This is a genomic window from Microbacterium arborescens, from assembly GCF_049707515.1.
GTDB lineage: Bacteria > Actinomycetota > Actinomycetes > Actinomycetales > Microbacteriaceae > Microbacterium > Microbacterium arborescens_B.
The window spans coordinates 70,880-85,394 of sequence record NZ_JBNAFI010000005.1 but is presented as its reverse complement, the minus strand read 5'-3'; the positions used below and the strand labels follow the sequence as shown (position 1 = coordinate 85,394).

The 14,515-nt window shown below is 71.5% G+C and carries 11 protein-coding genes and 1 tRNA gene; 5 read left to right on the top strand and 7 right to left on the bottom strand.

Going from position 1 to position 14,515, the window contains the following annotated elements; translation table 11 throughout:
- The first annotated feature begins 136 nt into the window (after positions 1 to 136).
- Positions 137 to 1,798, top strand: coding sequence for a helix-turn-helix transcriptional regulator (locus tag ACPYN5_RS11035; RefSeq protein ID WP_424449036.1), 1,662 nt, complete (start codon positions 137 to 139; stop codon positions 1,796 to 1,798).
- Here ACPYN5_RS11035 and ACPYN5_RS11030 read toward each other — a convergent pair.
- On the bottom strand, positions 1,741 to 3,372 hold the full coding sequence (locus tag ACPYN5_RS11030; protein WP_424449035.1) for a RecQ family ATP-dependent DNA helicase: 1,632 nt from the start codon (positions 3,370 to 3,372) through the stop codon (positions 1,741 to 1,743). The genes ACPYN5_RS11035 and ACPYN5_RS11030 overlap by 58 nt on opposite strands.
- Before the next feature lie 4 nt (positions 3,373 to 3,376).
- The gene (locus ACPYN5_RS11025) at positions 3,377 to 4,153 is read right to left on the bottom strand and encodes a hypothetical protein (protein ID WP_424449034.1); all 777 of its coding nucleotides are present in this window, start codon (positions 4,151 to 4,153) and stop codon (positions 3,377 to 3,379) included.
- Between the two features lie 95 nt (positions 4,154 to 4,248).
- On the opposite strand from ACPYN5_RS11025, the gene ACPYN5_RS11020 reads away from it, so the two are divergent.
- Both ACPYN5_RS11020 and ACPYN5_RS11015 read left to right on the top strand, forming a co-directional pair.
- Positions 4,249 to 6,747: an acyltransferase family protein gene (locus tag ACPYN5_RS11020; RefSeq protein ID WP_424449033.1), complete on the top strand. Its 2,499-nt coding sequence runs from the start codon at positions 4,249 to 4,251 to the stop codon at positions 6,745 to 6,747.
- Positions 6,748 to 7,055: 308 nt separating this feature from the next.
- Positions 7,056 to 7,925, top strand: coding sequence for a hypothetical protein (locus ACPYN5_RS11015; protein WP_424449032.1), 870 nt, complete (start codon positions 7,056 to 7,058; stop codon positions 7,923 to 7,925).
- 343 nt (positions 7,926 to 8,268) lie between these two features.
- Here ACPYN5_RS11015 and ACPYN5_RS11010 read toward each other — a convergent pair whose 3' ends face one another.
- The 5 genes from ACPYN5_RS11010 to serS form a co-directional block, all read right to left on the bottom strand.
- On the bottom strand, positions 8,269 to 8,664 hold the full coding sequence (locus ACPYN5_RS11010) for a hypothetical protein (protein ID WP_424449031.1): 396 nt from the start codon (positions 8,662 to 8,664) through the stop codon (positions 8,269 to 8,271).
- Entirely contained in the window at positions 8,657 to 9,301 is a 645-nt protein-coding gene (locus ACPYN5_RS11005) for a helix-turn-helix domain-containing protein (RefSeq protein ID WP_424449030.1), read from the bottom strand. The genes ACPYN5_RS11010 and ACPYN5_RS11005 overlap by 8 nt, the downstream gene beginning before the upstream one ends.
- Before the next feature lie 88 nt (positions 9,302 to 9,389).
- Positions 9,390 to 9,477: transfer RNA gene (locus ACPYN5_RS11000), tRNA-Ser, on the bottom strand.
- Positions 9,478 to 9,526: 49 nt separating this feature from the next.
- Positions 9,527 to 10,483 carry an HAD family hydrolase gene (locus ACPYN5_RS10995; RefSeq protein ID WP_424449029.1) on the bottom strand — a complete coding sequence of 319 codons (957 nt, stop codon included), beginning with the start codon at positions 10,481 to 10,483 and terminating at the stop codon, positions 9,527 to 9,529.
- Positions 10,480 to 11,745, bottom strand: coding sequence for a serine--tRNA ligase (gene serS / locus ACPYN5_RS10990; RefSeq protein ID WP_424449028.1), 1,266 nt, complete (start codon positions 11,743 to 11,745; stop codon positions 10,480 to 10,482). Before serS ends, ACPYN5_RS10995 begins: the two co-directional genes overlap by 4 nt.
- 117 nt (positions 11,746 to 11,862) lie before the next feature.
- Between serS and ACPYN5_RS10985 the strand changes: the two genes are divergently transcribed.
- Together ACPYN5_RS10985 and ACPYN5_RS10980 are read left to right on the top strand one after the other, a co-directional pair.
- Entirely contained in the window at positions 11,863 to 13,053 is a 1,191-nt protein-coding gene (locus ACPYN5_RS10985; RefSeq protein WP_424449027.1) for a diacylglycerol/lipid kinase family protein, read from the top strand.
- Between the two features lie 83 nt (positions 13,054 to 13,136).
- Entirely contained in the window at positions 13,137 to 14,501 is a 1,365-nt protein-coding gene (locus ACPYN5_RS10980; RefSeq protein ID WP_424449026.1) for a cryptochrome/photolyase family protein, read from the top strand.
- Positions 14,502 to 14,515: the final 14 nt, after the last annotated feature.

The following is a 14,515-nucleotide window of genomic DNA, read 5'->3' as shown; positions in this document are numbered from 1 at the left end:
CATTTCGCGTGAGACTGGTAGCCGATCCCAGGGCGACGAGCGCACGACTGGTAATGCCGTCGTCACCCCGGCCTGTGCCAGCATGGACGCACGGTGAGCGGCATCCGGTGATGATGCCCCGCCGAGGGAGGTGCGCATGTCCGACAGCGCAGGCGAGCTCGTCGCGCTCGCTGCCGAGAGCGGTGACGCCGGCCCGCTCGCCCCGATCCTGGCGGCCGACCTCGAGATGACGCGTCCACCGGTGCTGCCGGCATACGCGGCCCAGCTCGCGGCGCTCCCGCCGGGCGCCGTCCGCGATGCCGCGCTGGCCTTCGTCTCGCTTCTCACCGACGCCGATGCCGCACGCGTGGTCGCCTCGACGCAGGCCGCCGTGGCAGCGCTGGAGCGGCGCGACGATCTGCTCGCGTCGGCACTGGCGTCCTGCGCGGCGCTGATCCTCATCGACCGGGCGCATTGGGTGGAGTCCGCCTGGTTCGTCGCCGCCGCCGACCGCTCGACCGCCCGCGCTCGCGCCCGCGACGGCGACACCGACGAGGTGGAGGCGTCGTGGTTCCGGATGATGGCGGCCGCGGTGCTGATCGAGTGGAACACCTACGACGGCACCGCGCGACTCGACGCCCTCTCCGCGGCGCTGACCGCACCCCGAGCCCGCAATCTCCTCCGCTCGCATCACGGTCCCGCGCTCGTCGCGATGGGGCAGGTGCTCGCTGCCCGCGGCGAGTTCGGCGCGGGGGCGGTCAGCATCGCCCGCGGCATCCCCCTGTTCCCGCCGCGCTCGCATGCGTGGGCGTCGGCGCAGGCCCGGCTCGTGTACGTGAAGTACCGACAGGGCGACTGGATCGGGGCGCGGCGAGCGGCACGAGCGGTGCGCGAGGGGACGCAGCGCGACTCCGCCTGGGCCGCCAGTCTGCTCTCGGCCGTCGAGACCCTCGAGCCGGCGACCGGCGGCGACCTCGCGACCGCGGTGACGCGCATCGAGGAGGCGACGGCCTCCCTCGCGGCGCACCCGAGCGTGCAGGCTGACATGATGCTGCTCCACTCCCGACTGGCGGTGACGATCGGGGCGAACGACTGGGTCGCGATGAACCGGGTGCTCGACGATGCCGAGGAACCCGGGTACCGGCGGGTCTTCACGGAGCACGAATGGCGCGCGCTGCGCGGCATGGCGCTGCGGAATCTCGGACGCACCGCCCGGTACCGCGAACTCGTCGCGAGCTGGGCCGACGAGCCCGGCGCCGAAGGCAGCTCGTACTACTGGGCGCATGTGGCACTGCTCGCCCACCTCGACGGCGACACCGGGTCGGCTCTCGCGGCCGCTCACCGATCACGCGGCCTGGTCAACGACGGCGACGATCCGCTCGGACGCACCTGGGTGCGCATCGTCGTCGGCACCATCGTCTCGTTGCTCGGGGACGCGACCGATGGCATGGGATCGTACGAGGCGGCGCGCGCCGAACTCGCCTCTATCGGCGCGAACGGGTTCGTGCGCCTGTGCACCCGGATCATCGAGGACGTCGCCCGGCAGCTCACCCGTGCGAGCGGTGACGCGCTCGCCCCGCTGACGGCGCAGCAGCGTCGCGTGGCCGAGCTCGTCGCAGAGGGCTTCACGAGCGCCGAGATCGCCGAGATCCTCTACCTGTCGAAGAAGACGATCGATTTCCACGTCGCCAACATCCTGTCGCGCCTGGGCCTGCCCAGCCGCCGCGAGCTCGTGCGATGGATGGGGCGGGCATCGGACGCTCAGGCGGGGGCGAGCAGACCTCGTTCGGCGACCAGCTCGGTCGAGAGCACCTTGTAGCCCTGCGAGTCGAAGAACACGGTGACGCGATCGTCCTCGACCGCCATGACCGTGCCTTCGCCCCACTCGTGGTGGCGGACGACGTCGTCGACGCGGAACGGCCCGTCGCTGCGCTCCGCCTCCTCGTCGCCGCGCGCCGCGCGATCGGCGGCAGATGCCGCGCAGGTGTCGCAGCTGTCGCACGGCTCGACGTAGTCCTGGCCGAAGTATCCCAGCAGCGTCGCTCGGCGGCACCGCCGCGTCTCGGCGTAACCGCGCAGCATCTCGATGCGTGAGGCGTCGATGCGCTCGCGCTCCTCGGAGCGCTCGAGCGCCGCCTCCACGGCGCGGCCCGTGGTCATCCCCCGGCGCAGGGCGACGCCCGCCCGGCTCGTACGCACCGCGCCGGCGTCGACGAGCACCGTGAGCAGAGCCGTGACCCGTCGCGACGACAGGCCGCTCGCCGCCGCCAGCCGGCTGCGAGACCGTGTGCCACCGGTGATGGCCGACACGAGGCGCTCGAGCTCGCCCCGCTTGGGCGCCGACGCCGCGAAGAAGCGGCGCAGCGAGAGATCCTCCGGCCGGTAGTGCAGCGTCGCCGTGGCAGGCTCACCGTCACGGCCGGCTCGACCGAGTTCCTGGTAGTACGCGTCGATCGAGTCGGGGATGTCGGCGTGCACGACGAATCGGACGTCGGCCTTGTCGATCCCCATGCCGAAAGCGGAGGTGGCGACCACCACGTCGACCGCGCCGTCGTGGAAGGCTTCGTGCACGCCGTTGCGCTCCGTGGTCGGAAGGCCCGCGTGATAGGCCACGGCGTTGACCCCGCGCTCCTGCAGCGCCTCGGCGTACTCCTCCGCGCCCCGACGCGTGGCCGTGTAGAGCAGACCGGGCATCGGCAGTGCGGCGACCTCCGCGAGGACGGCGTCGCGCTTACCCGACTTCTCGCTGTGCCGGCGGACGTTCAGCTCGATGTTCGGTCGGTCGACGTCGCCGACGAGGATGGCGGGATCGTCCATGCCCAGCCGCTCGATGATCTCGGTGCGGACGGGGCTCGTCGCCGTGGCCGTCAGAGCGAGGATCGGCGGTCGGCCCAGACGCTCGGACACCTCGCCGAGCATCAGGTAGTCGGGGCGGAAGTCATGGCCCCAGGCCGCGATGCAGTGAGCCTCGTCGACGACCAGCAGCGACGCCCCGGCTTCCGCCAGATCGGCTACGACGTCTTCCTTGGCGAGCTGTTCGGGTGCCAGCAGCACGTACGACGCCTCCCCCGAACGGATCGCGTCCCACGCCTCTCGCTGCGCCCGCACACCCCGGCTGGAGTTCAGCGCGACGCCGTCGGGCGCGTCAGGAGCGTCTTCGATGCGGGCGAGCTGATCCTCCTGCAACGCGATGAGCGGCGACACGATCACCGTGAGGCCGGGACGAAGAGCCGCAGCGACCTGGTAGACCGCCGATTTGCCGGCGCCGGTAGCCCACACGACCAGCACGTCGCGTCCCGCGACGGCCGCCTCGATGGCGTCGAGCTGCTGCGGGCGGAGCTCCTCGATGCCGAAGGACTCTCGAGCGACACGGGCGATCTCATCGGGCTGCACGGCATCAGTCCATCGCGGGTGCGGCGACCTCGCATGCCGGTTGCGCCGGCGCCCCGGGTGTGGAAGGGCCCGGGCCGTCACCGTGGGAGCCGTCGCGCTGCACGAGGTCGTAGGAGGGCTGGCGCAACGCTCGGACCCACGGATAGACGCGGGCGCCGGGGAGCACCCTGCTCCCGGCGTCGAAGCGGGGCTGATCGCCCTGCCATGCGATCCGGCTCAGCTGCACGAGGGCGAAGGGTCGCCAGTGTCCCAGCGGGGAGGCGAACGAGAGGACGAGCCGCCACGACTCCGCCGCGGCACTCCCATCGACCGTCGTCGCCGACAGCAGCACCGGCCCGCGGCGACCGCGGTAGGGAAGCAGGATGCCGAACCGCGCGCGTTCGGGCCGGCGCACCGGCAGCAGGGCGAAACGCAGTGGGACGCCGCGACCCGTCGAGGCGAACTCGATGTCGGAGGCACCGGATGCCTCGCCGCCGGGTTCACGGTCTTCGGGTGCTCCGTCCACGCGGAGAGCCAGCCCGAAGATGTCGGGCAGCGCGTCGGGAAGGCCGATCGATCGCGACAGCCGAGCTGCGACCGCCGCCTCGTGGGAGGGCGGCGGGTCATCGATCCACGAGACGCCGGAACGCCGCGGCGGCCCGACCCAGCGCACCGTGCCGTGGAACATCGTCCCGTGCACGTGGATGGGGCGCGGCCGTCGAACGGCCAGAACCGTCGCGAAGAACCGACGCAGGGCCGAGCCGGCGAGGCGGGCGAAGGGCGCTCGGGGAAGAGCTGTCATGCGTGAAGCGAACCGCTCACCGAGCCCGAGCGCATCGGGGTTGCGTTCGCGCGCGCACGCGCTATCGCGCGAATGAGACCGCTCCCACTACACTCGTGCTCGCCCTTCCGGACTCGTATGTGAACAGCCCGCTCCCCTCGCACCCCACCCCGCGACGCGACATCCAAGGCCTCCGTGCCCTCGCCGTCCTCGCGGTCATCGGCGCGCACGCGGCCGGCTGGCCGCGCGGTGGCTTCGTCGGCGTCGACGTCTTCTTCGTGATCTCGGGCTTCCTCATCACAGGCGCGCTGCTTCGCGAGGTGCAGACCACCGGAGGCATCCGCCTGGGGGCCTTCGTCGGCCGCCGCGCGCGACGCATCCTGCCGCTCGCGATCGTCGTTCTCGTGGCGACGGGGGCGACCGCCTTCGCCGTGCTCAACCGTGCTCGCGCCGAGCAGACGCTCGCCGACGCGCTGTGGTCGGCGGGGTTCGCCGCGAACTGGCGCTTCGCCGCGCTCGGCACCGACTACTTCCACGCCGACGACGTCGTCTCGCCGCTGCAGCACTTCTGGTCGCTCGCTGTCGAGGAGCAGTTCTATCTCGTCTGGCCGCTCCTGCTCCTGCTGGCGGTCTCGCTGCTGCCCGCGGCCCGGCGTCGCAGCGCGGCGGCGGCCGGGGCCGTGGCTGCGCTCGCAGCGACCATCGTCGCCGCATCCTTCGCGTGGGCCCTCGTGCAGAGCGCGGATGCCGCCGTCCCGGCGTACTTCTCGACCCTCACCCGCGCGTGGGAGCTGGCGACCGGCTCTCTCATCGCCGCCGCGGTTCCGCTGCTCCGCCGCATCCCGCCCGTCGTCGGCGGCGTCGTTTCCTGGCTCGGCGTCGCCGGGCTCGTCGCCGCCTTCGCGGTCATCGACCCCGAAGCGGGCGGATTTCCCGCACCCTGGGCGGCGCTCCCGGTCGCGGCGACGGCGCTCGTGCTCGCGGGCGGGGTTCCGGGCGACCCGCGGCATCCTCACCTCTTCCCGCTGACGAACCCGGTGAGCGTCTTCGCCGGAAATGCGTCGTACTCGCTCTACCTCTGGCACTTCCCCGTCGTCGTCTTCGCCGCCGTGCTCCTCCCGGCACGCGAGGCCACGACCGTCCTCGTCCTGGTGGTCACCGGGGTCCTCGCGATCGCCTCGTACCACCTCGTCGAGCGGCCGTTCCGGTTCGCGCCATACGGGCGCAGACGCACCGCGGACGGCACCGCCCCGCCGGAGTCGGTGCCCCCGATCGCGGTGGCGCCCGCTGCCTCGGCCACGGCGTCCGCGCCCGCTCCGACTCTGGCCTCGGCCCCGGCCTCGGCCCCGGCTCCGCGAGCCCTGAGCACCCGCCCCGCAGGATGGACACCCGGCACCCGCTACTACCCCGGTGCGCCCCGACCGGAGGGGGCACGCGAACCGGCTGAGGGCTCCGCGGCGGACCTTCTCCCGGCGGTCGCACACGGCACCCCGGCGCCGGCACCAGTACCGGAACCAGAGCCAGCGCCTCTGCTCGCGGAACCGCTCGCGGTCGGGGCGCCGGAGGTCGCGCCCGCCGACGCGGCACCGTGGGCCGCGTGGCGCGCGCGCTTCGGGCCACCGGCGCTGCTGGCAGCATCCGGCCTCGGGATCGCGAGCCTCGCCGTGATCCTCGTCGTGCAGAACATGTTCGGCGGGCTCGTCGCCGCGCCCGTCGCATTCCCTCCGGCGGGGGTCGCCGACGGGGCGGCCGACGCCGCCACGGCGGATCCGGCAGACCCCATCGCGGACCTCCAGGCCGAGCTCGCTGCCGCCGCGACGGCGACCGCGTGGCCCGAGCTGCACCCCTCGCTCGACGAGGTCATCACCCGGTCGTCGGCGAGCAACCCGGCCCGGGACTGCTTCTCACCCGACGTCTCCCCCAGCGGCGGCGCCTGCAGCTCGGGAAGCGCCGACGCCCCGACCCACATCTACCTCGTGGGCGATTCGACCGCGATGGCCTACGCGCCCGCGTTCCGCAAGCTCGCCGACGATAGCGCCGGGGCCATCCGGGTGACCACGGTGGGGCTGTACGGATGCCGTTTCACCGACGTCGCCGTGCAGAACGACGGCGCGGGGATCATGGCGGCGTGCCCGCAGCGCAAGGCCGACGTGCGGGCGATGATCCTCGCGGACGCACCGACCCTCGTCGTGATGTCCAACGCGTACACGCTCGGTCACACGCCCGACGGCGCCGACCTCTCGGCCGACGCTCTGCTCGCGGCGCAGGAGGCCGAGGCCGACACGTACGGGATGCCGGGCCGGATCGTCCACCTCGCGCCGCCTCCCGAAGGCGCCGACCTCGGGCGCTGCTACTCCCCTGCGACCTCGCCGTACGGCTGCGCCGCGGGCGTCTCGAGCACCTGGGGGCAGATGGAGGCCGCTGCGGAGAAGATCGCGGCGGCATCGGGCAATCAGGCCGTCAGCTCGCTCCCCTTCACCTGCTGGGAGCTCGTGTGCCCGGCCTTCGCCGGCGGCCTCCCGACGCGGTACGACCGCACGCACCTGACCGTCGCGTACGCCGAGCACATCGCGCCGGCGCTGCGTGCCGAGCTCGCGGCCCGCGGGCTGCTGTAGCCCGACGCTGTGCCGATCACCGCCATGCCGTCATCCGTTCGGATGAATTTCTTGAGCGCATTTGCCTGTTCGGTGCCAGAGCTGAGGCGACTCGAGACGACTGCCGCCCGCGGTTTCCTCCACTTTCGCCGAGTCGTCTGAGCGCAGGTCGTTGCTCGGAGGACGCTTCCGCCCGATTCGTGAGCACAGTGTCGGCGGGCGGACGGACTAGCTTGAGGTGCCCGCTCGACGTGGCTGCTCTGGGGGCGCCACCTGACGACGTTCCGTCGTGTCCGCGCGGCATCACACCGTTCGATCTGGAGATCCGCATGACCACCACTCCGCCGCCTTCCGGCGCGCCCGAAACGCAGCAGTCCGCTGCTCACTACCCGCCGCAGCCCGCCGGGGTGCCGACGAAGCGACGCAACGTCGTCGGAATCGTCGCGCTCGCCGTCGCGGCCGTCGGATTCGTCTTCGCGTGCGTGCCCGGAGCTCTGATCCTGGGCTGGATGCTGCTGCCGATCGGCTTCGTTCTGGGCGTCATCGCCGTCTGCCTGTCGGGAAGGGTGAAATGGCAGGCGGTCGCGGCGATCATCGTCGCGGTCGTCGGAACCATCGTCGGCTTCCTCGTCTTCACCTTCGTCGTCGCGGGGGCGCTCTCGGACGCCGTCGATGAGGCCAGCGGCGGGACCACGACGGTGAACGAGGCTCCTGCCGAGGCCGAGGCCGAGGCCGCTGCCGAGGACGAGACGACCGGTGACGCCGCGACCACCGAGCCCAACGGCACACGCGAGGACCCGCTGCCGTTCAGCGCCTCGATCAGCAACGACGACTGGGACGTGACGCTCAACTCCTTCGAGCGCAACGGAAACGATGCGGTGATGGCCGCCAGCATGTTCAACACGGAGCCCAGCGAGGGAACGCAGTACGTCGTCCTCGACATGACCGCCACGTACAAGGGAACCGGTGACGGCGTGTCTGCGCTCGTGCAGGTCGAGTACGTCGCCGCGGATGGCACTGTCGTCTCGACGTGGCACAACGTCGTTGTGGGTGTCGAGCCGACCTTCGGCTCAGCAAGCCTGCTGGCAGGTGCGTCCGACACCGGGAAGCAGGTCTATCTCGTGCCGTCCACGCTCGACGGCCTCATCCGGGTGACTCCGGGCATGCTCGCGGACGAGATCTACTTCCAGCTCCCGTAACCGTCTCGCCGGTCGGCCGGGCGACCCTATGGGCCCGGCCGACCGCGCCGCTGTTTCCGTTCGCCGCCGCCGCAACGCACGCTTCGGGCATTTCGATACCAGGCTCGAAGGGGCTGCGCTCGTCATCCGGGGACGAGCTTTCAGCTACCTGGGCCGGGCGCCTTGCGGCGCGCGATGCCCCAGCTGGACCGTGGCACAGGTTCTCCCGCACGCGCCGTGCCGTGCAACTCGCGCGCGCGACGAGCGCCGTCGACGATGAGGGCCACCCGATCCAGTCCCTCGGCGCCACGGTCCACATGGCGCCACGCACCCGGTGCGGCGCGTGCATTCCCGAGCGCATTGGTCATGAGATCCAGCTCACGCTTATCCAGCTGAGGGTGATCCTCGACATCGCCAGGTCTGAGCAGCGGTGCCGAGGGATGAGCACGTCGATGACGGCGTCGTCTTTGCGCCAGCGATGCTGAACCCCCGAGCTCGCGGTCTCAGCGTCGAACCCTCGTCGCTTGAGCGCGGCGGTGAACGTATAGAGAATTCCGGGCTCCAGGCGCACATCGAGCACGGCGTCGGCATCGTCGGTCGGGCGCGCCATCGTGACGCCGCGTTCCGCACACCAGAGATGCACCATCTGCCCCCCGACGATGGTCCACCCACTCGGGAGCTCTTCGTGTAGATCCAGCAGCGTGACCCACGCGTGTTCTTGAGCTTCGGTCATCGCGGGCATCGCGATGACCTCAGCCACGGCCGGCCTCCCTTCTGAAGAGGATCTCCGCCTGCTGCGTTTCGCGGGCATCGCCATCAGCGAGGTCAGCCACTACGGCCAGCCATGGCACGGGGAACGGCACCGGTCCTTCGACGGCACGCAATACGACGTTCTCGGGCCCACGCGCGGGCAGCAGCATGTGCTTTTTCACGACGCGGTGGAGATCGGACGACTCTACGTAGGCTTCCGCGAACTGAACCGCGGAAATACCTGCCCGGTGGTCGCTCACCCCGGAGGCGGAGACCTGCGGGTCATGCAGGACACGGGTGGGTTCCGGAGCGGACCACCGTGTCCGTTCGGCTCGACGCGCGAGTGTGGCTCGGATGAGCGGGAGCGGGTCGGCGTCCTCTTGCAGCTTTCGCCACCGCGATCGCAAGCGCGAGAGTTCGGAGGCCGAGACCCAATCGGGGGTGTTCCCACTCGCCACCTCCATGAAAGCCCACGCAACGCGAGGACTGAATGGCTGCCCGGCTCGACGCGCGTGCGACGGCAGACTCGCGGCGTCGACCATCCACTGCGCGCCGACGCGCTCGCCGCTGATGTCGTTCGATGCGATCATGGCGCGGATACGCCGTGGGGAAACCTGGAGTTGCGCGGCCGCATCGGCAACACTCATCAGTCTCATAAACAGTATTGTTCCGCTCGCGGAATAATACTGTCAACGCCGTGATGGAGCCCGCCGGCGCCGAACGGCGAAACGGTTCTGGCGGAGGGTGTGGGATTCGAACCCACGGGACATTGCTGCCCACCAGTTTTCAAGACTGGATCCTTCGGCCGCTCGGACAACCCTCCCAGCGGCGCGAACCGCTGAGCTTCGATCCTAGTCGCCCGACGCGACGGGTCAGAGCGTGCGGAGGATGGCGGCCACGCCGCCTTCCTGCACCGAGACCGTGGTCTCCGAGGCTTCGGCGAGCACCTCGGCCGGGCCCTGCGCCATCGCGATGGCCCGCCCGCCGTGCTCGCGCGCCCAGCGGAACATCCCGACGTCGTTGCGACCGTCGCCCATCACGAGCACATCGGCCGGGGCGATGCCGAGCCACGTGCGCACGCGCTCGAGCGCGGTGGACTTGTCGACGCCCTGAGGCGCGATGTCGAGCCACGCCGACCAGCCGACCGCGTACGACACCTCGTTCAAGCCGATGCGCTCGACGAGCTCGACGAAGTCGGAGTCGGTCTCGTCGGGTGAGACGACGACGACGCGGCAGACCTCCTGCTCCGACAGCCCGGCGAAGGGGACCTTGTCAGCGTCGTGGAGGTTCCAGTCGTGCAGCTCCTCGGTGTACAGCCGGCGCCCGTCGGGCAGCTCGACCATGTACCGCGCGTTCGGCAGGTGCTGACGCAGCAGCGCCAGCACCTCGCTCGGGTCGAACGTCTCGATGTAGAAGCGCTCGTAAGCGAGCACGTCGGCGAAGTCGTCGTCGACGCGCTTGAGGATGACGGCGCCGTTGGAGCAGACGACGTAGTCGGGGCTCAGCGCGAGGGAGCTGAGGATGCCGTGCGTGCCCTCCCACGAGCGGCCCGTCGCGAGCATGACCTCGTGGCCGGCGGCGTGGGCGTCGGCGACAGCGTCGACGACGCCGGGGCTCAGGGTCTCGTCCTCGAGCAAAACGGTGCCGTCGATGTCGAGCACGATCAGCAGACGGGTGGCGCCGGCAGCCGCCGGCATCCCCTCGGCGACGTCCTCGACGATCTCGACGGCATCCCGCGGCTCGACGACCTCGATGCCGCCCTCGTCGGGCAGGGCGTCCGGCAGCGTGTCGGGCACGCGGGTCTCGCTGCCCTCGGCGGGGGCGGTCATGCGATCGGCTCCGCGACCTCGAGGCCGCCCAGGTACGGGCGCAGCACCTCGGGGATCACCACCGAACCGTCCGCGCGTTGGTGCGTCTCGAGCAGGGCGACGAGCCACCGCGTGGTGGCGAGGGTGCCGTTGAGGGTCGCTACCGGCTCGGTCTTGCCGCCGTCGGGACGGTGACGGATGTCGAGGCGCCGAGCCTGGTACGTCGTGCAGTTCGAGGTGGAGGTGAGCTCGCGGTACGCGCCCTGCGTCGGCACCCACGCCTCGATGTCGTACTTGCGCGCCGCGCTCGACCCCAGGTCTCCCGCCGCGACGTCGATGACGCGGTACGACAGACCGAGGTCCTGCAGCATGCGCTCCTGCATCTCGACGAGGCGGAGGTGCTCGGCCTCGGCGTCGGCAGGCGTCGTGTAGACGAACATCTCGAGCTTGTTGAACTGGTGCACCCGGATGATGCCGCGCGTGTCCTTGCCGTACGAGCCGGCCTCGCGCCGGTAGCAGGTCGACCAGCCGGCGTAGCGCTTCGCCCCGCGCTCGAGGTCGAGGATCTCGTCCATGTGGTAGCCGGCGAGGGGCACCTCGCTCGTGCCGACCAGGTACGCGTCGTCCTCTTCGAGGTGGTACACCTCGGCGGCGTGCTGCCCGAGGAACCCGGTGCCGCGCATGACCTCCGGGCGCACGAGCGTCGGCGGGATGAGCGGCGTGAAGCCGGCGGCGAGCGCGCGGTCGAGACCGAGCATCATGAGCGCGAGCTCGAGGCGGGCGCCGATCCCGCTGAGGAAGTAGAAGCGGCTGCCCGAGACCTTCGTGCCCCGCTCCATGTCGATGGCGCCCAGCTTCTCGCCGAGGGCGAGGTGGTCGAGCGGCGTGAAGTCGAACTCCTGAGGCTCGCCGTGGGTTCGCAGCGTGACGAAGTCGTCCTCGCCGCCGGCGGGCACCTCGTCGATCACGATGTTCTCGATGCGCGCCAGGGCCGCCTCGGCGGCCTCCTCGGCAGCGGTCACCGCCTGCTGCGCCTGCTTGACGCGCTCGCTGAGCTGCTTGGCCTCGGCGACCAGCGCGGCCTTCTCCTCCTTGGGAGCCTGCGCGACCCTCTTGCCGTGGGCGTTCTGCTCGGCGCGGAGCCGCTCGAACGTCGTGATGGCCTCCCGACGCTCGCGGTCGGCGGCCACAGCGGCATCCACGGTCTCGGCCGACTCGCCGCGCTTCACCTGCGAGAGTTTGACCAGGTCGGGCTGTTCACGAAGAAGTGCGAGGTCGATCACCCGTCAAGTCTAGGGTCGCGCGCACCGCCCCATGCCTGACCTGATGGTGCCGATACCGGCGTGACGGCGCGGCGCAAGGGGCGCTTCCTCGCGGGCGCGCGGCCCTAGGGTGTAGCCATGGCGACCGAATCCGACGACACCTCCCCCCGGGAGCGCTCCGACGATCCCACCTCAGCGACCCCCGATCCGGCGGAGGCGGCGGCGCCCGACGACGTCATCCGCGAACCCGAGGATGTCGCCCCCGACACCACCGACGGCGAGACCGGCGAGGCCCGCCGCGTCGGGCCGGAGGGCGAGACCGAGCCCATGGCCGGCGGTGACGAGAAGCCCAGCCCGAAGGCTGCGCTCGTCTACAACCCCATCAAGGTCGACGGTGATGCGCTGCGCGAACAGGTGCTGCGCGCCGCCGAAGCGGCCGGGTGGGAGGAGCCCCTCTTCTACGAGACGACGGTCGACGACCTCGGCGACGACGTCACCCGCCAGGCCCTCGAAGCGGGCGCGAACGTCGTGCTCGTCGCCGGCGGAGACGGCACCGTGCGGGCGGTCTCCGGCGAGATGAGCGGCAGCGGCGTGCCGCTCGCGATCGTCCCGAGCGGCACGGGCAACCTGCTCGCGCGTAACCTCGGGCTGCCGCTCACCGACCCGGAGGCGATGATCGAGGCCGCCTTCTCGGGCGACCGCACGCCGATCGACGTGGGCTTCGCGCGCCTGACCCGCAAGGGTGGCGAGGTCGAGGAGCACGCGTTCGTGGTCATGGGCGGCATGGGCCTGGATGCGGCGATGATCGCCAACACCAATCCGCAGTTGAAGAAGTCGGTCGGGTGGGTCGCGTACGTCGACGGGGCGACGCGCTCGCTCGTGAAGGCGAAGCCGTTCCGGGTCGTGTACCGGCTCGAAGGACACCGCATGCACGCGGCGCGCGTGCAGAGCGTCCTGTTCGCCAACTGCGGCTCGCTGCAGGCGGGGCTCGAGCTGATCCCCGAGGCATCGATCACCGACGGCGAGCTCGACGTCGTGATCATGCAGCCCAAGGGGTTCTTCGGCTGGCTGCTCGTGTGGCGCCGAGTGGCCTGGGACAACAGCTTCCTGCGGAAGTTCCGCGCGGGGCGCCGCATCCTGTCGCTGCGCACCAAGGACAGCGCCGTCGTCTATTCGCGAGGACCGGGCATGGAGCTCGCGCCGCAGGATCCGCATCCCGTGCAGCTCGACGGCGACGAGTTCGGCGAGGCGTCGCACGTCACGACGCGGGTCGAGGCGGGAGGCCTCATCGTCGCCGTTCCGACCGGACACACGCTGCCCGAGAGCTGAGGCGCGCCACCCCGAGCCGGGCACGTCCGTCCGTGGCTGTCAACCGGTCCCACCGGGGTCGGCGCCCGAGTCAGGATGACGGGATGAGCTCGCCCTCGATCGTCTGGTTCCGCGACGACCTGCGCCTGGCCGACCACCCGGCGCTGCTGGCCGCGATCGACCGGGGCGAACCCGTGCTCGGCCTGTACGTGCTCGACGACGAGTCCGACGGCATCCGCCCGCTCGGCGGCGCCGCACGGTGGTGGCTGCATCATTCGCTGACGGCCCTGGCGGCGGACCTGCGCGAGCGCGGGTCGCACCTCGTGCTGCGGCGGGGGCCGGCGGCATCCGTCGTCCGATCCGTCGTGGCGGATGCCGGTGCCGGCGCGGTCTTCTGGAACCGTCGCTACGGCGGCGCGGAGCGCGCGATCGATGCGGGCCTGAAGGAGGGGCTGCGGGCCGACGGCGTCGACGTGCAGTCGTTCGCGGCCAACGTGCTGTTCGAGCCCTGGACCGTGAAGACGGGCAGCGGTACGCCTTTCTCGGTGTTCACGCCGTTCTGGAACGCCGCCCGGAACCTGCCCGCGCCGCGGGAGCCGCTCCCCCGCCCGGACGAGGTTCCCGGCCTGTCCTCGGCTCCCGCGGGCGACGACCTCGCCGACTGGGAGCTGCTGCCCACGACCCCCGACTGGGCCGGAGGCCTGCGCGAGCGGTGGCAGCCCGGCGAGGCGGCTGCGCGGGCCCGACTGCGGGAGTTCCTCGACGACGACCTCGGCACGTACGACGCCGCCCGCGACGAACCCAGCGCCGGCGCGACCTCGCTGCTCTCGCCGCGTCTTCGCTGGGGCGAGCTGAGCCCCCACACGATCTGGCACGCCGGCGTCGAGACCGGGGGCGGCACGGGCAAGCATGCGACCTCCGCATCGCGCTTCCTGTCCGAGCTGGGCTGGCGCGAGTTCGCGTGGCACACGCTCTTCCACTTCCCCGACCTCGCCACGAAGAACTGGCGCCGCGGCTTCGACGCCTTCCCGTGGCCCCCGCTGCGACCGGAGCTCCTCACCGCGTGGGAGAAGGGCGAGACCGGCGTGCCGCTCGTGGATGCCGGCATGCGGGAGCTCTGGCACACCGGCTACATGCACAACCGGGTACGCATGGTGACCGCATCCTTCCTCACCAAGAACCTGCTGATCGATTGGCGGCTCGGCGAGCAGTGGTTCTGGGACACCCTCGTCGACGCCGACGGCGCGAGCAACGCCTTCAACTGGCAGTGGGTCGCGGGGTCGGGAGCGGATGCCTCGCCGTACTTCCGCATCTTCAACCCGCAGCGTCAGGCCGAGAGATTCGACCCGAAGGGCCGGTACGTCGCGCAGTGGGCTCCCGACAGCGCCGCGCGCCCGCCGATCGTCGATCTCGCCGAGACGCGCAAGGCCGCCCTGCAGGCGTACGAGGCGGTCAAGCGGGCCCAGTGACGCCTCGCTGCCGG